Annotated in this window: 21 protein-coding genes and 1 pseudogene; 17 read left to right on the forward strand and 5 right to left on the reverse strand. The window is 39.6% G+C overall.

Features of this window, described 5'->3' with window-relative positions:
- Nucleotides 1–706 (reverse strand): transporter substrate-binding domain-containing protein (locus HMPREF2867_RS08950; protein ID WP_070577159.1); only part of this gene is annotated, 706 nt, incomplete at its 3' end.
- A 9-nt stretch (nt 707–715) separates the two neighbouring features.
- On the reverse strand, nt 716–1,483 hold the full coding sequence (locus tag HMPREF2867_RS08955; protein ID WP_002885036.1) for an amino acid ABC transporter ATP-binding protein: 768 nt from the start codon (nt 1,481–1,483) through the stop codon (nt 716–718).
- Between the two features lie 285 nt (nt 1,484–1,768).
- Between HMPREF2867_RS08955 and yycF the strand changes: the two genes are divergently transcribed.
- Genes yycF through HMPREF2867_RS08975 form a run of 4 tightly spaced genes read left to right on the forward strand, consistent with a single transcriptional unit; the run spans nt 1,769 to nt 5,046 of the window.
- The gene (yycF, locus tag HMPREF2867_RS08960; protein ID WP_037600497.1) at nt 1,769–2,476 is read left to right on the forward strand and encodes a response regulator YycF; all 708 of its coding nucleotides are present in this window, start codon (nt 1,769–1,771) and stop codon (nt 2,474–2,476) included.
- Nucleotides 2,469–3,809: a cell wall metabolism sensor histidine kinase VicK gene (gene vicK / locus HMPREF2867_RS08965; protein ID WP_070577161.1), complete on the forward strand. Its 1,341-nt coding sequence runs from the start codon at nt 2,469–2,471 to the stop codon at nt 3,807–3,809. Before yycF ends, vicK begins: the two co-directional genes overlap by 8 nt.
- A 5-nt stretch (nt 3,810–3,814) precedes the next feature.
- Nucleotides 3,815–4,627 carry an MBL fold metallo-hydrolase gene (locus HMPREF2867_RS08970; protein ID WP_037600654.1) on the forward strand — a complete coding sequence of 271 codons (813 nt, stop codon included), beginning with the start codon at nt 3,815–3,817 and terminating at the stop codon, nt 4,625–4,627.
- Between the two features lie 59 nt (nt 4,628–4,686).
- Nucleotides 4,687–5,046: a YbaN family protein gene (locus tag HMPREF2867_RS08975; RefSeq protein ID WP_070577162.1), complete on the forward strand. Its 360-nt coding sequence runs from the start codon at nt 4,687–4,689 to the stop codon at nt 5,044–5,046.
- Nucleotides 5,047–5,097: 51 nt separating this feature from the next.
- Here the strand turns inward: HMPREF2867_RS08975 and HMPREF2867_RS08980 are convergent, their stop codons facing one another.
- Nucleotides 5,098–6,312 carry an aminoacyltransferase gene (locus tag HMPREF2867_RS08980; protein WP_070577164.1) on the reverse strand — a complete coding sequence of 405 codons (1,215 nt, stop codon included), beginning with the start codon at nt 6,310–6,312 and terminating at the stop codon, nt 5,098–5,100.
- Between the two features lies 1 nt (nt 6,313).
- Nucleotides 6,314–7,123, reverse strand: coding sequence for a sugar-phosphatase (yidA, locus tag HMPREF2867_RS08985; RefSeq protein ID WP_070577165.1), 810 nt, complete (start codon nt 7,121–7,123; stop codon nt 6,314–6,316).
- A gap of 178 nt (nt 7,124–7,301) precedes the next feature.
- Between yidA and HMPREF2867_RS08990 the strand changes: the two are divergent.
- From HMPREF2867_RS08990 to HMPREF2867_RS09005, 4 genes and pseudogenes are all read left to right on the forward strand, one after another.
- Nucleotides 7,302–8,159, forward strand: a pseudogene (locus HMPREF2867_RS08990) (GNAT family N-acetyltransferase).
- 92 nt (nt 8,160–8,251) lie between these two features.
- A complete protein-coding gene (locus tag HMPREF2867_RS08995; protein ID WP_070577167.1) occupies nt 8,252–8,638 on the forward strand; it encodes a YwiB family protein in 387 nt (128 codons plus the stop codon).
- A gap of 264 nt (nt 8,639–8,902) precedes the next feature.
- Nucleotides 8,903–11,587, forward strand: a complete 2,685-nt coding sequence (locus HMPREF2867_RS09000; protein WP_070577168.1) for a cation-translocating P-type ATPase — start codon at nt 8,903–8,905, stop codon at nt 11,585–11,587.
- Between the two features lie 109 nt (nt 11,588–11,696).
- Complete coding sequence (locus tag HMPREF2867_RS09005) at nt 11,697–12,443, forward strand: NADPH-dependent oxidoreductase (RefSeq protein ID WP_070577170.1); 747 nt, start codon at nt 11,697–11,699, stop codon at nt 12,441–12,443.
- A 23-nt stretch (nt 12,444–12,466) separates the two neighbouring features.
- On the opposite strand, the gene HMPREF2867_RS09010 is transcribed toward HMPREF2867_RS09005, so the two are convergent.
- Nucleotides 12,467–13,324, reverse strand: coding sequence for a metallophosphoesterase (locus HMPREF2867_RS09010; protein WP_070577171.1), 858 nt, complete (start codon nt 13,322–13,324; stop codon nt 12,467–12,469).
- Nucleotides 13,325–13,417: 93 nt separating this feature from the next.
- On the opposite strand from HMPREF2867_RS09010, the gene queG reads away from it, so the two are divergent.
- From queG to HMPREF2867_RS09055, 9 genes are all read left to right on the forward strand, one after another.
- Entirely contained in the window at nt 13,418–14,536 is a 1,119-nt protein-coding gene (queG, locus tag HMPREF2867_RS09015) for a tRNA epoxyqueuosine(34) reductase QueG (protein ID WP_070577172.1), read from the forward strand.
- 52 nt (nt 14,537–14,588) lie between these two features.
- Nucleotides 14,589–15,687 (forward strand): peptide chain release factor 2 gene (gene prfB, locus HMPREF2867_RS09020; protein WP_096833329.1). Its coding sequence is split into 2 segments (ribosomal slippage): nt 14,589–14,660 and nt 14,662–15,687, totalling 1,098 coding nucleotides; the frame shifts between segments, so codons are not numbered across the junction.
- An 85-nt stretch (nt 15,688–15,772) separates the two neighbouring features.
- Entirely contained in the window at nt 15,773–16,465 is a 693-nt protein-coding gene (gene ftsE / locus HMPREF2867_RS09025; protein ID WP_070577222.1) for a cell division ATP-binding protein FtsE, read from the forward strand.
- Nucleotides 16,458–17,387, forward strand: coding sequence for a permease-like cell division protein FtsX (gene ftsX / locus HMPREF2867_RS09030; protein ID WP_037597738.1), 930 nt, complete (start codon nt 16,458–16,460; stop codon nt 17,385–17,387). Before ftsE ends, ftsX begins: the two co-directional genes overlap by 8 nt.
- A gap of 154 nt (nt 17,388–17,541) precedes the next feature.
- Nucleotides 17,542–18,024: an NUDIX hydrolase gene (locus HMPREF2867_RS09035; RefSeq protein WP_037601370.1), complete on the forward strand. Its 483-nt coding sequence runs from the start codon at nt 17,542–17,544 to the stop codon at nt 18,022–18,024.
- Nucleotides 18,025–18,033: 9 nt separating this feature from the next.
- The gene (locus tag HMPREF2867_RS09040; protein ID WP_070577173.1) at nt 18,034–19,212 is read left to right on the forward strand and encodes an AI-2E family transporter; all 1,179 of its coding nucleotides are present in this window, start codon (nt 18,034–18,036) and stop codon (nt 19,210–19,212) included.
- The gene (locus tag HMPREF2867_RS09045) at nt 19,202–20,431 is read left to right on the forward strand and encodes a tetratricopeptide repeat protein (protein WP_070577174.1); all 1,230 of its coding nucleotides are present in this window, start codon (nt 19,202–19,204) and stop codon (nt 20,429–20,431) included. Before HMPREF2867_RS09040 ends, HMPREF2867_RS09045 begins: the two co-directional genes overlap by 11 nt.
- Nucleotides 20,432–20,552: 121 nt before the next feature.
- A complete protein-coding gene (gene lepB, locus HMPREF2867_RS09050) occupies nt 20,553–21,110 on the forward strand; it encodes a signal peptidase I (protein ID WP_037597744.1) in 558 nt (185 codons plus the stop codon).
- A 158-nt stretch (nt 21,111–21,268) separates the two neighbouring features.
- On the forward strand, nt 21,269–23,071 hold a 1,803-nt coding region (locus HMPREF2867_RS09055; RefSeq protein WP_070577175.1), incomplete at its 3' end, for a GBS Bsp-like repeat-containing protein.

Genomic DNA, 23,071 nt, shown 5'->3' on the forward strand with positions numbered 1-23,071 from the left:
AAGCAATACCGTATTCTTGTGTTTTGAAACCTTCATCAAGAATTTTGGTTTTATCACTTTCGTAACCTGATAGGATTGATTTATCACCAGCAAAGGCGTCAATACGGTATGCATAGAGTGATACGGCTAACTCAGGATAAGATCCGAGTTGGACATAATTGAACTTAAGGTTATTAGCTGAAGCGTACTCTTCAACAGCGGCTTTGGCAGATGACCCTTGAGACACTCCAATAGTTTTACCGTTAAGGTCAGAAAGTTTCTTATAGCCAGATTTGGTTTGAACGAGGAAACCGATTTGGTCATAGTAGTAAGGATTTGACATGGCATATGAAGCTTTACGCTCATCTGTAATGGTATAAGTAGCGATAAGCATGTCAATAGTCCCATTATCCATAAGGGCCTCACGAGTTTGAGGGGTAACTGCTGTAAAATTCACCTTAACCTTAAGTTCTTTGGCAATCTTCTTAGCGAGGTCAATTTCCATACCTTGATAGGTATTGGTTTTGGCTGAGTAGTAACCAAAGTTTGGGACATCCTGTTTGACACCAACATTTAGAGTCCCTTTTTTGACAATTTTTTGAATTGTAGCATTATTGAGTAGTTTACTGCTTTCATCAGCTTGACTACTTTTAGTGTTCCAGAGGAGAACTGCTACAAATGCTAAAGCAGAGATTGCTAAAATGCGACTAAGTCTTTTGATTAACATAAGCCCTCCTTAGGCATCCACTTGGACACGATCAGAGTTGTGGTCGATAATCTTAGAAAGGAATTGAACAGCACGAGGTTCAGTTGGATTGTCAAAGAAACCATCCACATCCGTAGTATCCACAAGAACCTGACCTTCAGCCATGAAAATGATACGGTCTGCCACACTGCGGGCAAAGCCCATTTCATGGGTAACAACTACCATGTTCATGCCACCTTTGGCAAGGTTCTGCATAACCGCAAGCACATCACCAATAGTCTCTGGGTCAAGGGCTGACGTTGGTTCGTCAAAGAGCAAGAGCTCAGGATTCATGGCAAGACCACGGGCGATAGCGATACGCTGTTTTTGTCCACCAGAAAGCATACCAGGGTATGAATCTTTCTTGTCCCACATGTTAACGTAGCGAAGGAATTTTTCAGCAGTCTTTTCAGCTTCTGCCTTACTGATTCCAAGAACCTTGATGGGTGCCAAAGTGACATTTTCAAGAACAGTTTTGTGGGGGTAGAGGTTGAAGTGTTGGAATACCATCCCTGCTTCCTTACGAAGCTCAACCAAGTCTTTGGCAGAAGCTTCCGTCACATTATGTCCGTTAACGATAAGTGTACCGTTATCAATTGATTCCAAGGCGTTGATTGTACGGATAAGAGTAGATTTCCCAGACCCAGAAGGTCCCAAGAGAACCACAACTTGTCCTTTTTCAATTTCTAGATTGATATCACGAAGTGCATGATAATCTCCGTAGTATTTATTGACATTTTTAAATTCGATAAGTGCCATAAGAGCCTCCAAAAATTTTACATCAATATATGTAATAACAAGAGTGTATTTTACTATATATGTAGGAAAATGTCAAAAATGTTTGAAAATTCAATCACAAGGTTCGTTTTTTAACCGATTACACATAGCAAAGGTATCTCAAAAAACAAGGAAAGCTTGTATATTAGCTCAATATCTATAGTAGAAACTTGGTCCTTAACCTATTTTTTGGTATAATATGTTTGATACGTAAAGTTTTCTACTTTACAAAATTGAATGACTTAAGAAAACCGATGAGGTGTTTATATGAAAAAAATTCTTGTTGTTGATGATGAAAGACCAATTTCGGATATCATCAAGTTTAATCTGACTAAAGAAGGTTATGAAGTGGTTACGGCCTTTGATGGTCGTGAAGCATTGGAGCAGTTTGAAGCTGAAAAACCAGACTTGGTCATCCTGGACTTGATGCTGCCTGAACTAGATGGTTTAGAAGTTGCTAAGGAAATTCGAAAGACAAATCATACACCAATTATCATGCTTTCAGCTAAGGATAGCGAGTTTGATAAGGTTATCGGGCTAGAAATTGGGGCAGATGACTATGTGACCAAACCATTTTCTAATCGTGAATTGTTGGCACGTATCAAAGCTCACTTGCGTCGTACAGAGACTATTGAAACAGCAGCAGAAGAAAGTTCTAACTCAGGCAAGCAGGAGATTTCAATTGGTGAGTTGATTATTGTTCCAGATGCATTTGTTGCTAAAAAACGTGGAAATGAAGTCGAACTCACACACCGTGAATTTGAGTTGCTTTTCCATTTGGCAACTCATATGGGACAAGTGATGACGCGTGAACATTTGCTTGAAACTGTTTGGGGTTATGACTATTTTGGTGATGTTCGTACGGTTGACGTAACCATTCGTCGTCTCCGTGAAAAAATTGAAGACACACCTAGTCGTCCTGAATATATTTTGACGCGTCGTGGTGTTGGTTATTATATGAAGAATTATGACTAGTATTGGCTTAAACATCACAAGCTTTGAACTAGCCTTACTCTTTACGCTCCTTTTTGTGGCTTTCTACTTTATTTTTCTTGCTTATCGTGATTATCGACGAGTCAAAAATATTCGAAAGTTGACCAAGAGAGTCAAGACCCTAATGGCAGGTAACTATAATGAGGAGTTACGCTTAAAGGGTGATCCAGAGCTTTTAGAGCTAGCTGACAGCTTGAATGATTTATCGGACGTTTTTCGTTTGACGCATGAAAATCTAGCCCAGGAAAAAAACCGCTTATCATCAGTCCTCTCTTATATGAGTGATGGAGTCATTGCGACTAATCGACGTGGTCAAATTACCATGATTAATAGCACAGCTCAGCGTTTGTTGAATCTAGATTTTGAAACAGCGACACAGATGTCCATTTTAGATTTATTAGATGGCGAAAATCCCTATACTTATAATGAATTGTTATCTAAGACTCCTGAGATTCATTTGTCTCGTCGAGATGCCAACGATGAGTTTGTGACCCTACGCGTTAACTTTGCCCTTATTCGTAAAGAATCTGGTTTTATCTCAGGTCTGGTTGCCGTCCTTCACGATGCCACTGAGCAGGAAAAAGAAGAGCGGGAACGCCGACTCTTTGTATCAAACGTTAGTCATGAGTTGCGTACACCTTTGACTTCTGTAAAATCTTATCTGGAGGCACTTGATGATGGTGCTCTTGACGAAGAGATTGCCCCTAACTTTATCAAAGTTTCTTTGGATGAGACCAATCGTATGATGCGAATGATTTCTGACCTCTTGGCACTGTCTCGTATTGACAATAAGAGTACCAACCTTGACGTTGAAATGACTAATTTCACGGCCTTCATGACTTATATATTGAATCGTTTTGATCAGATTAAGAGTCAAGAAACCAATACAGGTAAAACTTACGAAATTATTCGAGATTATCCGGTAAACTCGATTTGGGTGGAGATTGATACAGATAAGATGACCCAGGTCGTGGATAATATCCTTAATAATGCTATCAAGTATTCGCCTGATGGTGGTAAGATTACAGTGTCTATGAAGACAACTGATTCACAGTTGATTGTTTCTATTTCTGACCAAGGTTTGGGTATTCCTAAGAAAGATTTGCCGTTAATTTTTGACCGTTTTTACCGTGTTGATAAGGCTAGAAGTCGTGCTCAGGGTGGAACTGGTCTTGGCTTGTCCATTGCAAAAGAAATTATTAAACAACATAAGGGCTTTATTTGGGCTAAGAGTGAGTATGGTAAGGGTTCAACTTTTACAATTGTGCTTCCATATGACAAGGATGCCATGATGGTTGATGAATGGGAGATGTAGTAGAAATGACCTCAGATTTAGGGTTTAAATATAGTATTTTGGCTTCAGGGTCAACTGGTAATTCCTTTTATTTGGAGACTCCAGAAAAGAAGATTCTTGTGGACGCTGGTTTGTCTGGTAAGAAAATCACAAGTTTGCTAGCTGAAATCGATCGTGATCCGAGTGATCTGGATGCTATCTTAGTTACTCATGAACACAAGGATCACATCCATGGTGTAGGCGTTTTAGCTCGTAAATATGGCATGGATATATACGCCAATGAGAAAACCTGGCAAATTATGGATAGTAAAAATATGCTTGGCAAGATTGATAATAGCCAGAAACATGTTTTTTCTCGTGACAAGCTTCTGACCTTTGGAGACATTGATATTGAGTCTTTTGGAGTTAGTCACGATGCTATTGATCCACAGTTCTATCGCTTTATGAAGGATGGAAAAAGTTTTGTAATGCTGACGGATACGGGTTATGTTTCTGATCGCATGGCAGGTATTATTGAGAATGCTGATGGCTATTTGATTGAGTCCAATCATGATATTGAAATCCTCAGAGCAGGTTCATATCCTTGGTCAACTAAGCAACGTATCCTCTCTGATCAAGGTCACTTATGTAATGAAGATGGAGCGGATGCTATGATTCGTACCATAGGTAACAAAACTAAAAAGATCTACTTGGGTCACCTTTCTAAAGAAAATAATATCAAGGAGTTGGCCCACATGACGATGGAAAATCAGCTGGCACGTGCTGACTTTGGTGTTGGAACTGACTTCAAGGTTTATGATACCTCACCAGACACAGCGACACCACTGACAGATATTTAAAACATAGCAAAAGAGCTACACTAATGCGTTTAGTGCAGCTTTTTAAAAGGAAAGTATTCATGAAAGTAATTTATCTCTCTCTAGGAATGTTGTCGTTAGGTTTGGGAATTCTTGGAATTCCGCTTCCAATCTTACCTACAACACCATTTCTACTTTTAGCCATTGCTTGCTTTACTAGAAGTTCTAAACGTTTTGAGAAATGGTTATATCATACTAAGCTATATCAAAGTTATGTAGCCGATTTTAGAGAAACCAAATCAATTGCCAAAGAACGAAAGAAAAAGATTATCATCCAAATCTATGTTTTGATGGGAATTTCAATCTTTTTTGCACCTATCCTTTGGGTGAAAATCGGGCTCTTTTGCCTGACGATCTTTATCACTTATTATCTCTTTAAGGTTATTCCTGATAAAGACTAAGCTATCATCAAAAAATGAGACTTCCAAGATGGAGTCTCATTTTATATATTATTAATGTTTGCTACGTAATTTCTTACGGAGTTTATAGGCAAAATTGGCTGGTCCGTAAAGAGGGCTAACTGGAAGGTTGAATTCTCCAATGAATTGTTCAATGCGTGGGTTAAATTTGGACTTGAAATTATACAAGCCACCATCTAGTGAATTTTCAATTCCTCCCATGTTTTGCCACTCAGCACCACGCTCAAATGCGTGATTAGCTGTTTCATACCATGTCAGGATAGCTGGTTGATAACGGCGGTAGTCTTCATCCATTCCTGCATAGATATTCTCAGACGTCTTGCCAAATTCAAGAACGAGTGTACCTGAAAGTGGGACCGTCTTATTCCCAGCATCAACTTTTTCTTGAAGAAAGTCAATTTCTTCTTTAAGTCTTTTGTGCTCTTGCTTATTGTTCTCGATTTTTCCTGGTTTAGTTTTTTCAGTGAACTTGGCTGCATCAGCAATGTTCTTTTCGAGTTGTTTGTTGAGGTCTTTGAGACGGGCTGGTAAATCAAGAGTTGAGAGTGTAATGTAAGAAGATTCTGGGTAGGTAGTCAACAACTTTTCATAATAATCAATGCCACGAAGGTGGATGTTCTTACGGGCCTCAGTCTTCTTCATCAAAGATGCGAATTGTTCAAGAAGTTCAGTACCACCAAATTGGACTGAAATCCCCTTGTTTCGAGCAGTACGAACAGCCTGCTTGGTACTCTTAGAGAGTTGTTCCTCAGTGAAATCTTCCTTATGGATATTAGCCTGGAAACGAGGTTGGATATTTTCAGCCATATCTTCAGTGAGGCCTGTCCATTCAACGCCAAGAGCCTGGATGTCTTTGGCAATCGCCATAGTCTCTTTACGGATTTCAGCTTCTTGTGAAATCAGGTTCTTTGTCACAAAAAGGCTTGGGTCAAATTTCACAAAGAGAGCACGCTTTGTTTTGGCATATTTTTTAAGTGAAGCCATAACAAAGGCGAGCAAGTCTTTGTCTTGATAATCCATAATAGGTCCACGAGGAATATAAATCATAGAAAATCCAAGAGGGAGTGGCTGAATAAGGACACTAGCGACAGCAACGAGATTACCATCTTGATAGAAACCTAGGCGGTCATTTCCCCAACTATCCTTGATTTTAGCCCATGAACTACTTTGTAATAAGTTTGTTTGAGGACTATCTATAACAAAACGGTCATGCTCAGAAGTACTGAGTCCGGTTTTATAGGTATACATATTATTCTAGAACCCACTTTCTAATAGCATAAGCGACACCAGATTCATCATTTGATTTTGTGATGTGTTTCGCAATTTTCTTCATTTCTGGATTACCATTTTCCATAACAACAGGAGAGCCAACGACTTCAAGCATAGCACGGTCATTTTCTTCATCACCGATAGCCATTGTCTCTTCTTTAGAAAGACCGAGTTTCTCAGCAAGATGGGTTACAGCAATTCCTTTGTTGGCTGTTTTCTTGAGAATTTCTAGGTAAAATGGTGTTGATTTTACAATAGTAAAGCGGTCATAAAATTCCTGTGGAAGTTTGGCAATAGCTGCATCAAGAATTTCAGGTTCATCGATATACATGGCCTTAACGAATTCCTTGTCAGCCACCTCTTCAGGTGTACGATAGTAAATCGGCATATGAACAAGTATAGACTCATGAACCGTGTAGCGGCCAATGTTGCGATTACTTGTGTAGATACCATCTTTAGTAATAGCGTGAGAATGAACACCAAGCTTGTTAGCCAAAACCTCAATGTCAAGGTAGTCTTCGTATGAGAGTGTCTCACGAATTAATTCATTACCAGTAGAAGTTTCTTGGACAAGCCCACCATTGAAGGTGATAACATAATCTCCGTCTTGGTTGAGGTTAAGTTCTTCAAGAAGAGGAAGCACCCCAGGAATAGGACGACCAGTCGCGATAACAACCTTTACACCAGCAGCCTTGGCATCTTGAATGGCTTGAAAGACTTCCGGTGTAACTTGACGTTGGCTATTTAAAAGCGTTCCATCAATATCAACTGCAATAAGTTTAATAGACATAATAATTACCTGTTTCGTTTAGTTAGTTTCCCTTCTATTTTACTAAAATTTAGGCGCTTTGTCATAGTTCTTCCTGAGAAAAGTATTATTGCCTCTTTAAAGAAGTAGTTTAGGTAAAAATTGCCCAAATGCTTTTTAATTGGTAAAATAAGGTCAGACAAATAAAGGAGAGACAAGAGTGATTCGAGCAACCAACCAATTGACGGAAAAAGAACGAAAGGCAGTAAAAGCAATGATTGCTAGCTGTCAAGCCTATGACCAAACCTTTCGAGAACCTTATCTCTCCAATATGCTTAATTTTGATCCCAATATGCCGGCCTTTTTCCTCTATTATCAAGAGGGAGAGTTGCTTGGTTTATTAACGGTTTATGCGGATGACCATGATGTGGAAGTGGCGATTTTAGTTGCCCCAGATTATCGCCGCAAAGGCATTGCGAGGAGTTTGTTTGACAAATTTCAGAAGGAAACGGCACCTTACCCTATTCGCTCAGTGACCTTTCAAACAGAGCGTGTTTTTCTAGATCGCCATCCTGATCTGGCAAGTCATTGGGGGGTGGTTGAGGATGAAGAGACCGAAACCTGACTAGGACGAGATAAAACACCATATGCTCTGGATTCTCGTTCAGATGTCAAGGTTCTCTTAGCAGACCCCACTTATGTAGAAGAAATAGCCCAACTCCACCACCAAGCCTTTTCTGATCCAGAGGAAACGCTCGATGTGAGTCGCAGATACATTACAGAGGCCTTGAAGGATTCCGATGGCCTACTTTACATTCTCTTCAAAGAAGCTCAGGTCATTGGAGTTTGCACGGTAGATTTATCTGGAAATAGCAACTACCTCTATGGACTTGCGATTGCTGAAGCTTATCGTGGACAGGGCTATGGCAGCTATCTGGCAAAATCAGTCGTCAATCAACTCATTGCGCATAACGACAAGCCCTTTCAAATTGCAGTAGAAGATAGCAATATTGGAGCCAAACGTTTGTATGAAAATATCGGCTTTGTCAAACAAACCCAGGTGGTTTACTTGAAATAGAAATGGTAGACGCAATACTGATACTCTCTTTTAGTATAGAGTTGCTATTATCTTAAGTAGAAAAATAGTTTTAGAACAGAAAGGAATACTTAATGGAAATTAAAATAAAAAACAAAATAAAAGTAGGCGATCAAACGGAGATTATCGAAGAAATCCACGCTTGTGAGGTTATGGAAAAAGGAGATTTTACTTATCTTGTTCACCATAATTCCGAGAAAGAAAAAGTGGTTATTAAGTTGAATCAGGATGAGCTAGTGATGACACGCTTTTCTAATCCTAAATCCATTATGCGTTTTTCGGCTAAGGTCCCTGCCTTGGTCCACATACCGACACCACTTGGTACCCAGCATTTTCTGACAGATACTAGTCTATTCGCCCATGACCCAAATGGACAGACAGTTGATATTCATTATCAATTGAAACATCCAGAAACAGAAGACGTTTTTGCTGATTATGAATTAGAGGTTTCTTGGTTTTAATTTTTGAAAAAATAGAATCATTTTGCTTGAATAAAGAATAATTTATGATAAAATGTAAAGTACAAATAAGGGAGTAGCAGGCAACTTTAATCATGAGATTTGATTAACAGTTGCGATTATGTCGTCATTACGAAATTTTACATTTCCGGCATATTCTTAAACAGCGAGACTTGTTTTTAATTAAACAAGTCTCTTTTTGTATAATTTTTTATATAAAAAGAGTCTTGTTAGCCATTTTTCCCTATAAAGAAGGAGGAGATTATTTTGTCTAAAGAACAAAGTAAAGCCTTGTTTTACACACAAGGAGAGGAAGAAGTCCTAAAAAGCTTGGACACTTCCATTGATGGTTTGTCTACTGCACAAGCCAAGGAACGATTGGATGCCTATGGCTATAACGAGTTGGATGAAGGTGAAAAACGCAGCCTTTTGTCAAAATTCATCGATCAGTTTAAAGATTTGATGATTATCATCTTGCTTGTCGCAGCCGCCCTTTCTGTTATTACAGAAGGTATGCATGGTCTGACCGATGCCTGCATTATTTTAGCCGTTGTTGTTTTGAATGCGGCCTTTGGTGTTTATCAAGAAGGACAAGCAGAAGCGGCTATTGAAGCTCTTAAAAACATGTCAAGCCCTCTGGCTCGTGTGCGTCGTGATGGCAATGTGGTTGAAATTGATTCACGCGAGTTGGTTCCTGGAGATATCGTCTTGCTTGAAGCTGGTGATGTTGTTCCAGCTGATATGCGTTTGCTCGAAGCTGCCTCACTTAAGATTGAAGAAGCTGCCCTTACAGGTGAATCTGTTCCAGTTGAAAAGGATATTACTGAGACGGTTGAAGCAGAAGCCGGAATTGGTGACCGTGTGAATATGGGTTACCAAAACTCAAACGTTACTTACGGTCGTGGTACTGGAGTGGTTACCAATACTGGTATGTATACTGAAGTTGGTAAGATTGCTGATATGCTAGCTAATGCGGACGAATCACAAACACCGTTGAAGCAAAGCTTGGAGCAATTGTCTAAGACTTTGACTTATCTTATTATTGCTATTGCCTTAGTGACATTCTTAGTTAGTGTCTTCATTCGTGGTGAACAACCCCTTGAAGGTTTGATGGTTGCCGTTGCTCTTGCCGTCGCAGCTATTCCTGAAGGTTTGCCTGCCATTGTAACGATCCTCTTGTCACTTGGAACAACGACTCTTGCCAAACGCAATTCGATTGTTCGTAAATTGCCAGCTGTTGAGACTCTTGGTTCAACTGAGATTATCGCATCAGATAAGACTGGTACCTTAACCATGAACCAAATGACTGTTGAAAAAGTCTATACAAACGGTCAATTGCAAAGCGCTACTACAGAACTTGGTGCTGACAATACAACCCTTCGTATTATGAACTTTGCCAATGATACCAAGGTGGACCCAGATGGTAAGCTAATTGGGGATCCAACGGAAACAGCCCTTGTTCAATTTGGTTTGGACCACAACTTTGATGTTCGTGACGTCTTGAAATCAGAGCCACGTGTGGCAGAGTTGCCATTTGACTCTGACCGTAAACTCATGTCTACTATCCATAAGGAAGCGGATGGTACATACTTTGTAGCCGTCAAGGGTGCGCCTGACCAATTACTCAAACGTGTGTCTCGTATTGAAATCAATGGTGAGGTTCGTCCTATCACGGATGAAGATAAACAATCTATCCTTGTGACTAATAAGGACTTGGCAAAACAAGCTCTTCGTGTCTTGATGATGGCATATAAGACAACGAATGATATTCCTACCTTGGAATCTGAGGTTGTTGAGTCTGATTTGATTTTCTCAGGCTTGGTAGGTATGATTGACCCAGAACGTCCTGAGGCGGCAGAAGCTGTTCGTGTCGCTAAAGAAGCAGGTATCCGTCCAATTATGATTACAGGTGACCACCAAGATACGGCAGAAGCCATTGCCAAGCGTCTCGGTATCATCGATCCAAATGATACGGAAGATCATGTCTTTACTGGCGCTGAGCTTAATGAGCTTTCTGATGAAGAATTCCAGAAAGTCTTCAAACAGTACTCTGTCTATGCGCGTGTTTCTCCTGAACACAAGGTTCGTATCGTCAAGGCTTGGCAAAATGATGGCAAGGTTGTTGCTATGACAGGTGACGGGGTTAATGATGCACCATCACTTAAAACAGCTGATATTGGTATCGGTATGGGAATCACAGGTACAGAGGTTTCTAAGGGAGCTTCTGATATGGTCCTTGCCGATGATAACTTTGCGACAATTATTGTTGCCGTAGAAGAAGGGCGTAAGGTCTTCTCAAATATTCAAAAATCAATCCAATACCTCTTGTCAGCCAACATGGCCGAAGTCTTTATTATCTTCTTTGCCACACTGTTTGGTTGGGATGTGCTTCAGCCAGTACACCTTCTCTGGATTAACTTGGTAACAGATACCCTTCCAGCCATCGCTCTTGGTGTTGAGCCAGCAGAACCAGGTATTATGACTCATAAACCTCGTGGACGTCAATCGAACTTCTTTGATGGTGGTGTCTTCGGTGCTATCATGTATCAAGGTGTTTTCCAAACCATCCTCGTTCTTGCAGTATATGGTTGGGGCCTTGTTTTCCCAGAGCACCATACACAAGCAGAAATTCATGCGGATGCCCTTACAATGGCTTTTGCAACACTTGGATTAATTCAGTTGCTCCATGCCTTTAACGTTAAATCTGTGTATCAATCAGTCTTTAAAGTTGGTCTCTTTAGAAACAAGACTTTCAACTGGGCAATTCCAGTAGCCTTCGTTCTTTTGATGGCAACTATTGGAGTGCCTGGATTTAATAACCTCTTCCATGTGTCACACCTTAGTCTGACACAATGGCTTGCAGTTATTGTAGGTTCTTTCTTGATTGTGGTATTGGTTGAATTAGTCAAAGCTATTCAACGTTCCCTTGGTAAGGATAAGGACGCTATTTAAGACATAAAGTCAGAGATAATGGTCTCTGGCTTTTTCTTATCATATCTTGAATTCAGGAGGAGTCTTGTTTATAATTGAAGAGAAATGATCACAAGTTAAGGAGAAGGCCATGAACGAGACTATTAAGGCACAACTCAATCACCGTAGCATCCGTCAATTTAAACCTCTAGCTTTGACACGAGAAGAAGTTAACCTTTTGGTTGATGTTGCAAGACATACAGCAACGAGTAATTTTAGACAGTCCTATTCGATTATCAGTATTACTGATGAAACATTGAAGAAAGAAATTGCAGAGATTGCCAACCAGCCTTATATTCCAAATGCTGGGCATCTTTTTGTATTTGTTGTGGACCAAAGACGTAACACACTGATTGCAGAGGCAAAAGGCGCTGAAGCCTTGGTCCAAGGTAGTCCTGAACGCTTTATCTCGGCCTTCTCGGATGCTATGATTGCTGCTCAAAATGTGGTAGTAGCTGCTGAGAGTTTAGGTATGGGAACAGTTTACCTTGGCAGTATCTTGAATGATAACGCTAAACTTTCAGAGCTTCTCAAACTTCCAAAGTATGTCTATCCAGCAGTAGGATTAGCAGTTGGTTGGCCAGATCAAGAACCGCAGCTTAAACCTCGTTTACCCCGTCACGTCATCCATATGGAAAATTATTATCGGGACTTAGAAAATCCCTTAGAGGAGCTAAAAGATTACGACGCTGAAGTTCATGAGTATTATGACCTTCGTGCTCTCAATAACAGAGTTGATGAATTTACAACACAGATTGCAAAGACAATGGATCAATCCGTTGCCAATCGTGCGAATACCTTGAAGGACCTTCAAAAGCAGGGATTTTTCACCGACTAAAAAACGACTCCTAAAGAGTCGTTCTACAAATCAAATAGTGTCATGGATGAAAGGAACTCATTTGCCAGTTCCTTTTTTTCATATTCTAAAAACTCCGACCGTTTCTTGACCAGGTTGTAACGTTTGGAGAGGTTCCATGTTCCAGTAGGATTGAGTTCAGGGTGATTGGAAACAAAGTCGATGGTTAAATCCCATTCTCGTCGGTATCCAAGAGGACGCGAGTGATAGGTTACGCCATCAATAGTTACCGTCCCATAACTGCGGTGGGCATGACCAAAAACAACATCTTTAACGCCGTGCTTAGCGAAAATCTGGTGGAATTTTTCCGAGCCTAAGTAGGCATTAAAAGGTGTAAAACGTTGATGCGTCATGGTAAAGCGGCTGTGAGGAACAAAATGCATGGCAACTATAAGGTTACTAGTGTCTAACTCACTTAAGACATTATCTAGCATTTTAAGACTAGTTTGACAGATATCCGGATCAGTCCCCAATCGTTTAAGTCGTCGGTCGAACCAAAGTTGTTTCTTACGTTTAAGAATCTTATCTAACGTTTCATCTGAATAGGAATAGTCATACCAGCCATGAAAAGCCAATAATGTCTTACTACCTAAATTTATCACCTGAAAATCAAGATTGTCAATAAGGTCATCTTCTAAATCAAGCATATCATGATTGCCTAAATTATAGGTGACCTTGACCTCCTTAGACAGTTTTCGTAGAAAGGGTTTTGTGTCGATAAAATAATGGTTAGAAATATCACCAGCGATATGGAGATGGCTAACCTCTTGATTTTTTAGGCACTTTATAAGAGTATCAATTTCATATGTTTCAAAGTGATTTATATCAATATGTAAATCACTCATTACTGCAAGTCTCGTCATAGAAACATTGTAACAAAAAGGTTAAGGCTTGTCTGTAAATGAAGATGGTGGAAAATACTTGCCCTTAGACTACAATTTCATTATGATAAGAATATGGATATCAAATTAGAAATACAAAAGATGGCCAAGGAGATTGGCATTTCAAAAATTGGTTTTACTACCGCCGATGATTTCGCCTATCTGGAAAAATCCCTTCAACTTGGTGTCGAAGAAGGGCGAACAACAGGCTTTGAACATAAAAATATTGAAGAGCGTATTTATCCTAAGTTGACCTTGGAATCAGCTAAAACCATCATTTCCATTGCAGTTGCCTATCCGCATAAGCTGCCACAACAACCCCAAAAAACGGAATATAAGCGTGGCAAAATCACTCCAAATTCATGGGGTCTAGATTATCACTATGTTTTGCAGGACAAACTAAAACGCCTGGCAGAAGGCATTGAAAAACTGACGGAAAACTTCGAATATAAAGGTATGGTGGATACTGGAGCCTTGGTCGATACAGCAGTAGCCAAGCGAGCTGGTATTGGCTTTATCGGAAAGAATGGACTAGTTATTTCGAAAGAATACGGGTCCTACATGTATCTTGGTGAGCTTATCACTAATCTAGAGATAGAACCAGACCAAGAAGTTGATTATGGTTGTGGGGATTGCCGTCGTTGTTTGGATGCCTGTCCGACATCTTGTCTCATCGGCGACGGGACTATGAATGCCCGTCGTTGCCTATCCTTTCAAACACAGGATAAAGGCATGATGGATATGGAGTTTCGAAAGAAGATAAAGACTGTTATCTATGGTTGTGACATTTGTCAGATTTCCTGTCCATATAACAGAGGTATCGATAATCCACTGGCTTCGGACATTGATCCTGAGCTTGCCATGCCCGAATTACTTCCTTTTCTTGAGCTGACCAACAAATCCTTCAAGGAGAAATTTGGGATGATTGCCGGTTCATGGCGCGGGAAGAATATTCTTCAACGTAATGCTATTATTGCCTTGGCTAACCTACATGATCGCAATGCTATTGTCAAACTGATGGAAATAATTGATAAGAATAATAATCCCATCCATACGGCGACTGCCATTTGGGCTCTCGGAGAGATTGTTAAGAAGCCCGATGAGGCTATGTTAGATTACATGAGGGAACTGTCACCTAAGGATGAAGAATCCCAAGCGGAGTGGGAGCTTGTGTGTGCAAAATGGCAAATTTAAGTGATTTATGCTAGAATTAAGCATAATACTATAAAATGGAGGAAACCTATCCATGGAAGTGGCAGAAATTCGCCAAAAAATCTCTGAAAATCAAGAGAAGCTCGTGAGCTTCGGGAGGTCTCTTTGACTTAGATCGTTTGGAAGAGGACATTGCGCTCCTCGAAAACCGAATGACTGAGCCAGATTTTTGGAATGATAATATTGCAGCTCAAAAGACCTCACAAGAGTTAAATGAGCTCAAAATGAAATACGAAACTTTCAACAATATGCAAGAACTCTCTGACGAGACAGAGCTTTATTTAGAAATGTTGGAAGAAGATGATAGTGTTCAAGAAGAGCTTGAAGAAACACTCGAAAAACTTGATAAGATTATGACAAGTTACGAGATGACATTGCTCTTGTCTGAACCATATGACCATAACAATGCCATCCTGGAAATTCACCCAGGCTCTGGTGGGACAGAAGCTCAAGACTGGGCTGATATGTTGCTCCGTATGTACCAACGTTATGGAAATGCCAAGGGTTTCAAGGTCGAAACTTTGGATTATCAGGCGGGTGATGAGGCTGGAATCAAATCTGTAACCCTTGCTTTTGAAGGACCTAATGCTTATGGTTTCCTCAAGTCAGAAATGGGTGTCCACCGTTTGGTTCGTATTTCACCATTTGACTCTGCCAAACGTCGTCATACCTCATTTACATCAGTGGAAGTCATGCCTGAATTGGATGATACCATTGAAGTTGAGATTCGTGATGATGATATCAAGATGGATACATTCCGCTCAGGTGGTGCTGGTGGTCAGAACGTCAACAAAGTGTCTACAGGTGTGCGTTTGACCCACATTCCAACAGGTATTGTTGTAGCTTCAACGGTTGATCGTACACAATACGGGAACCGTGACCGTGCGATGAAGATGCTACAAGCTAAGCTCTATCAAATGGAGCAAGAAAAGAAAGCAGAAGAAGTGAATGCTTTGAAAGGTGATAAGAAAGAAATCACTTGGGGAAGTCAAATTCGCTCATACGTTTTCACGCCATATACCATGGTTAAAGATCACCGTACAGGTTATGAAGTTGCCCAGGTTGATAAGGTAATGGATGGGGATATTGAAGGCTTCATCGATGCCTACCTCAAGTGGCGTATGGAAGAATAGTAACAATATACTATTTTTAGTATTTAGATACTTTATCTTAATGAAAGGAAGGCTTCAGCTATTTTAGTAGTTGAATACTGACATTATGGCTCTTATTGAATTAAAAGATGTTACTAAGAAGTATGATAAGTCAACAACAGCCCTTAGACACATTGATTTGTCTGTTAACTCTGGGGAGTTTGTTTACTTAGTCGGCCCTTCTGGTGCTGGTAAATCAAGTTTAATTCGCTTGTTCTACCAAGAAGAAAAATTAACGAGTGGCTCTATGAAGGTTGGAGAGTTTGATTTAACTCGACTTCGTAAAAAAGATGTTCCACTCTTGAGACGTTCTATTGGAGTTGTTTTCCAGGATTATAAACTCCTTCCAAAGAAAACAGCTTTTGAAAACGTTGCATATGCCATGGAAGTTATTGGTGAGAAACCTCGTCATATCAAGAAACGGGTGACAGAGGTTCTCGAGTTGGTTGGTCTTAAACACAAGATGCGTTCATTCCCAAATCAATTGTCTGGTGGTGAGCAACAACGTGTCGCTATTGCGCGTGCTATCGTCAATAATCCAAAAGTGTTGATTGCGGATGAACCAACAGGGAACTTGGACCCAGAGATTTCATGGGAAATTATGCAAGTCCTTGAACGTATTAGCTTGCAAGGGACTACCATTATAATGGCAACCCATAACTCAACTATCGTTAATAACCTTCGTCATCGTGTCGTAGCGATTGAAGAAGGACGTATTGTTCGTGATGAAGAGGAAGGAGAGTACGGTTACCATGATTAGACGTTTTTTCCGCCATTTAGGAGAATCGATTAAGAATCTCAAACGTAATCTATTGTCGACACTTACGGCAGTATTTTCGGTAATGATTGTTCTTTCACTTTTAGGTGTCTTTGGCTCTGTTATTTTAAATACGCAGAAATTGGCTTCAGATATTGAAAAGAATATTCAGGTCAATGTCTACTTGGATCCAGATTCATCAGATGCCTCGAAAACAGTCAAGGAACTTTCTGGACAGATTGTTGCTAATAAAGACTACCATAAGATTTATGATGCTTTGACTAAAATCAAAGGCGTAGATAAGGTTACTTTCTCTAGTAAAGAAGAACAAAAGAAACAACTGATTGAAACAATGGGTTCAAGTTTCGAGACAGCTACTGGAGATGCCAACCCTCTTTCAGATGTTTACATCGTCCAAACGAAATCACCAGATGATGTCAGTCGAGTTGCCAAGGAAGCAAAAGCCATTCAGGGTGTTGATAATGCTAACTTTGGTGGCTCAGATACTGAAATTCTGATGTCCACTATGAAACGTGTTCAATTTTGGGGAATCATTGCCACAGCACTCTTAACTATTGTGGCTGTCCTATTGATTTCAAATACCATCCGTATTACCATTATGTCACGTGCGACTGAAATTCAAATCATGCGTTTGGTAGGTGCTAAGAATTCATACATTCGTCGTCCCTACTTGATGGAAGGTGCTTGGATTGGAGCACTTGGTGCCATCATTCCTTCTGGGCTCATTTATCTTTTGTATCACATGGTTTACTCATCTTTGAATCCAGATTTTGTCAAAGGTGGTATTTCGTTGTATGATCCAGAGTGGTTTGTCTATGCGGTTATCGGAACTCTTTTCGCAGTCGGTATTATTATCGGTTCGATTGGGTCACGTATGGCAATGCGCCGTTATTTGAAATACTAAGAGATTAAAGGAGAACTATTTTGGTTCTCTTTTTGTTTGTCCGGAGATTCAGAAAAGCAGATTTTCAACTATATCTCAAAATCGTCTGCTCAAAGCCCAAATCCAATCCCATATTTGGTATAATATTTAAAAAACATTGGAAAAGAGATGCATTATGACAAAGTTAGCTACCATTTGTTATATTGACAATGGAAAGGAGCTTTTGCTCCTACATCGTAATAAAAAGCCTAATGATGTTCATGAAGGAAAGTGGATTTCTGTCGGGGGAAAACTAGAAGCTGGAGAGACACCAGATGAATGTGCTCGTCGTGAAATTCTCGAGGAAACACATTTTACAGTGACTGATATGGATTTTAAAGGTATGATTACCTTCCCAGAATTTACCCCTGGTCATGATTGGTACACCTATGTCTTTAAGGTAACTGGTTTTGAAGGAGAACTCATCTCAGATGAGGAGTCTCGTGAAGGAACGCTTGAATGGGTACCATATGATGAGGTCTTATCTAAACCAACTTGGGAAGGTGACTATGAGATTTTTAAGTGGATCCTTGAAGATAGACCATTCTTCTCTGCAAAATTTAGCTACGATCGTAACCAGAACTTGGTAGATAAAACTGTAACATTTTATGATAAATAGGGAGGAACTATGAAGCGTAAAAAAACAGAAAATTTTTCAGAAACATGGTTTTTTAAGTGGATATTGAATAATCAGGCTGTCGTAGCTTTTTTCATCTTACTTTTGATTGGTTTGACGGTTTTGATTTTTACCAAGATTAGTCCCATTTTTTCACCCGTCATCCAGTTTATGACCATTATTATGTTGCCATTGGTTATTTCCATGCTCCTTTATTATTTAATAAAACCTTTGGTACTACTTGTAGAAAGAACGGGATTGAGTCGAACCATGTCTATCTTGGTCATCTACGCTATACTTGGCTTGCTCTTGGTTTGGGGGATTTCAACAGCTATTCCAAGCTTACAAAATCAAATTTTGATCTTGATACGAAATGCACCATCATATATTGCACGTGCCAATAGTGAAACGGAACGTTGGATTAATCTGCCTATTCTTTCTAACTTCCATGGTGATTTAGAGTCCATGCTTAGTGATTTCTCAGCGAGAATGGTCAATTATGCTGAGAACTTTTCTTCATCGGCTTTGACATGGGTTGGAACTTTTGCGAGCACAGTAGCAAGGGTGACAGTAGCTATCATTTTGGCACCTTTCATTCTCTTCTACCTTTTAAGAGATAGCCAAAAGATGAAACATAGCTTTGTCTCAGCCTTACCAACTCGCTTTCGTGAAACTACTGTTCGTATGCTTTCAGATATTAATAGTCAGCTCGAAGGGTATGTTCAAGGCCAGGTTACAGTCGCTATTGTTGTTGCCATCATGTTCTGTATTATGTTTAAGATTGTAGGTCTTCGATATGGTATGACTTTCGGTATTATGGCAGGTTTTCTAAACATGGTTCCTTATCTGGGAAGCTTTCTTGCTATGGTACCAGTTATAATCATGGGACTGGTGCAAGGACCCGCTATGTTGATCAAGGTCCTCATCATTTTCTTCATTGAGCAAACTATTGAGGGACGTTTTGTTTCTCCACTCGTTTTGGGGAATAAACTAAGTATTCACCCGATTACCATTATGTTCATTCTCTTGACAGCAGGTTCTCTTTACGGTGTTTGGGGCGTCTTATTAGGGATTCCAATTTATGCTTCTGTCAAGGTTGTTGTTAGAGAGATTTTTGATTGGTACCGTTCTGTAAGTAATCTTTATCAAGATGATTTAGAAAATGAAGGACAAAAAGAAGATGTTAAATAGTGAAAAAATGGTTGCCTCTATTGGAAACCAAGATTTAGACCACGCAGACAAATATTTTAAAAAAGCTTTACGAGAGGACCCTGCAGAGGTTCTTGTTGAGTTGGGCCAATACTTGGAATCTATTGGTTTCTTACCACAGGCACAGGAAATTTACGAAAAAGTTCGCTTTGATTTTCCAGAGGTTAATGTCAATCTAGCACAAATTGCTGCCGAAGATGGTGATATTGAAGAGGCTTTTCTCTATTTGGATGCCATACCTGAAGACTCTGACGACTATTTGTCTGCTTTAATTGTAAAGGCTGACCTCTACCAAATGGAGGGCTTAACTGATGTGGCACGTGATAAGTTGTTGGAGGCAAGTCAATTATCAGATGACTCATTGATTATTTTTGGTTTGGCTGAGATGGAGTTTGAACTTGGAAATTTTGAACAAGCAATTCATTACTATGCTAAATTAGATAATCGTGACCTTCTTGCGATGACTGGCGTTTCTACTTATGAACGCATTGGTAATGCTTATGCCAGTCTTGGAAAGTTTGAAGCTGCTCGTGAATTTTTGGAAAAAGCTATTGAAATTGAGTACGATGATACCGTTGCTTTTGAGTTAGCCACTTTGCTCTATGATCAAGAAGAGTATCAAAAAGCTAATTTTTACTTTAAGCAGATAGAAACCATGTCTGCTGACTTCGAAGGTTATGAGTATATTTACGCCTTGTCGTTACATGCAGAACATAAAACCGAAGAAGCTTTACGAATGGCACAACAAGGGATTTCTAAAAATGCCTTTGATGTTCAATTACTTTTGCTAGCGTCACAGTTATCCTACGAGTTGCATGACACTCAATCTGCTGAATCTTATTTGAAGCAAGCCTTGCCATTGGCTGAGGACCAAGATGAGATTATCTTACGTTTAAGTACGCTCTATTTGGAAGAAGAACGTTACGAGGATCTAGTGGCTTTAGCCGATTATGAAGTTGATTCTGTTTTGGCTCGTTGGAACATTGCCAAGGCCTACCAAGCACTTGATGATGAAGAAGAAGCTTTTCAAATCTATCAAGATTTGGCTAAAGATTTATCTGAAAATCCTGAATTCCTCCATGATTATGCATATATTTTGCGTGAATTTGGTTACAGGGATCAGGCGCGTGCAACGGCTGAAAAATACCTTGCCTTAGTTCCAGATGATGTCAATATGCAAACATTTCTTGAAGACTATTAAGCTGTGAAATGTTTTAATCATTGGTTTTAAGAGAGGGAGAGATACAATGAGCTTGCTCACTCCCTCTTTTTTTATTTCTCTATTTATGTTATGATTTTATTAGAACCCATAAGGAGTGAGTATGGTTAAGAGAGATTTAATTCGAAATATTATCATAGCAGTTCTTGCCATTGTAGTGATTTTGTTGTTGAGAGCTTTTGTCTTCTCAACACACCGTGTGACTGAAGGTCAGGCTAATGACTATATTCATGCTGGTGACTATGTTACTTTCAATAAAAATGTTGAGCCTCAGAAAAAAGATTTTATTCTTTATACAGTTAATGGTAAAGAATACATTGGGCGTGTTATTGCTGATGAGGGTAAGAGCGTGACAGCTATGGATGATTTCCTTTATGTTAATGATAAGTCAGTTGACGAAGCCTATATTAGTAAGGGTAAATCAGCTTATTTGGCGACAGTTTCACCTGGGAATTTCTTCACTGATGATTTTTCCATTGCAACATTGACAGATAATAAACAAACTAAGATTGAAAAGGGGCAGTACCTTGTACTGAACGATAATCGTCGTAATACAGATGATAGTCGTAAGTTTGGTCTCATTGACAAAGATCAAATTAAAGGTGTTATCTCTTTCAGATTGTATCCTCTATCACGTTTTGGTTTCGTTGATGTCGATTAATATTTCAATACTACTAAAAAAAGCTAGGAACTTTTGATAAGTTTCTAGCTTTTTTTGCGAATTAATTGGTGATGGTTCATATTATGACGTTATGATACTGATAGTTTCATCGTTTTAAAATGAATTAGCAGAAATTGTAAGTAGAGAAGGAAATTAAGATGCAATTAGGATTTCATTTTGGATTTAAGAAAAGTAAAGCTTATGGACTGTGCGGTGTCATGCTGACAATCTTATTTTTAGGAATGTCTGGTCATTCGGCGAAAGCAGATGAAATGTTGTCTCCAACTGATACTTCTTCATCTTTGAAAGAAAGTACGGATAATCATGCGGCAAGCTATTCTGAAGTAGGAGTACACGATGATTCAACGAGTCAAATGAATCTACAAAGAGAAGAGGTATTAGAGGAGAAGCAAACAAGTCTGGAAGATTCTTCAAAAATAACTGTCTTAACAAATAGTTCTGTGACCACAAGCTCTTATCAAGAGGCAGATGATCTTAGCGAAATTGACCAGAATCAACGTCATTTTCTTAGTGCCATTAAGCAAGGAGCCATGGATGGAGCCAAGGAAGGAATCCTTCCATCTATCACGGGAGCGCAAGCTATTCTAGAAAGTGGTTGGGGAAGCTCTGAACTTGCTAAGGCTCCCAACAATAATCTTTTTGGCATTAAAGATTCAGAGGATTGGCATGGAGAAATAGTAACTGTACCTACACAGGAATATCTTAATGGTGACTATATCACAGTCAATGCTGCTTTTCGAAAATATGCCTCATGGAATGATAGCGTAGTAGACCATGCAAAATTTTTCACGAGTACCGAGTGGCGAAAAGACAATTATCGAAAAGTTGTGAATGAAACAGATTATCGCATTGCGGCTCAAGAACTGAAGAATGCAGGATATGCGACAGATCCAAGTTATCCAGGGAAACTTATCCGTTTGATCGAGGCCTATAAACTTTATGAATGGGATGCAATGTGTAATAATTCCATTTCTACCGTAGAAAATGAAGGAGTAGAGAGTCAATATCCTAAAGCTGACCTTGCTATCACTGGTCTCAACAATGCTACTGGTAGCTATGATCTTGTTATCTCAAACTTGATTGCGCCACGTGGCTTCAAAGAAGTCCTAGTTCCAACTTGGTCAGAAAAGAACGGTCAAGATGATATCATTTGGTACAAGGCAGCTAAGCAAGCTAATGGAGACTATAAGGTAACTGTTCGTTCAAGCAACCATAACGGTGATAGCGGCCTTTATAATTCTCATGTCTATTTGGTTGACAATGATGGTAAATTCATTGGCTTAGGTGGCAAACAAGTGACACTTGATATCACTAAAACTCAAGGAACATTGACTATTACCAATAATGATAAAAATCGTGGAACTTTTGACGTTCTTATCACCAATCTGACGAATTCAAGCGGTATTTCAGGTGTGGTTATCCCAGTCTGGTCTGAGCAAAATGGTCAGGATGATCTTGTTTGGCATAATGCCACAAAACAGAATGATGGTTCCTACAAGGTGACTATTTCAGCTAGTCAGCACAAGTGGAATTCAGGCAAGTATATCGTTCATGGGTATATTGTTGATGCTTCAGGTAAAAATATCGGTTTTGGGGCAACTTCCGCTGATGTGGTAGCCCCTAAGAAAATCGGTTCGGCATCAAGAGGAAACTACGATGTTTTAAATAAGGTTATCTATCTCGATGCTGGTCATGGTGGCTATGATCCAGGAGCTTCGTACTTTGGTATTTCTGAAAAGAGCTTGACCTTGGCTATCCAAAGCCGAGTTAAGGCCAAATTAGAAGCAGAAGGCTATCAAGTTATGACCACACGTACCAGCGATACCTATGTTGATTTGACGGATCGCTCTCGTGCAGCTAATGCCTCTGAATCAGATATCTTCGTAAGTATCCACATCAATGCTTCAGGCAGTTCAGCAGCACAGGGAATCGAAACTTAT

This window comes from Streptococcus sp. HMSC064H09 (assembly GCF_001812625.1).
Classification (GTDB): domain Bacteria; phylum Bacillota; class Bacilli; order Lactobacillales; family Streptococcaceae; genus Streptococcus.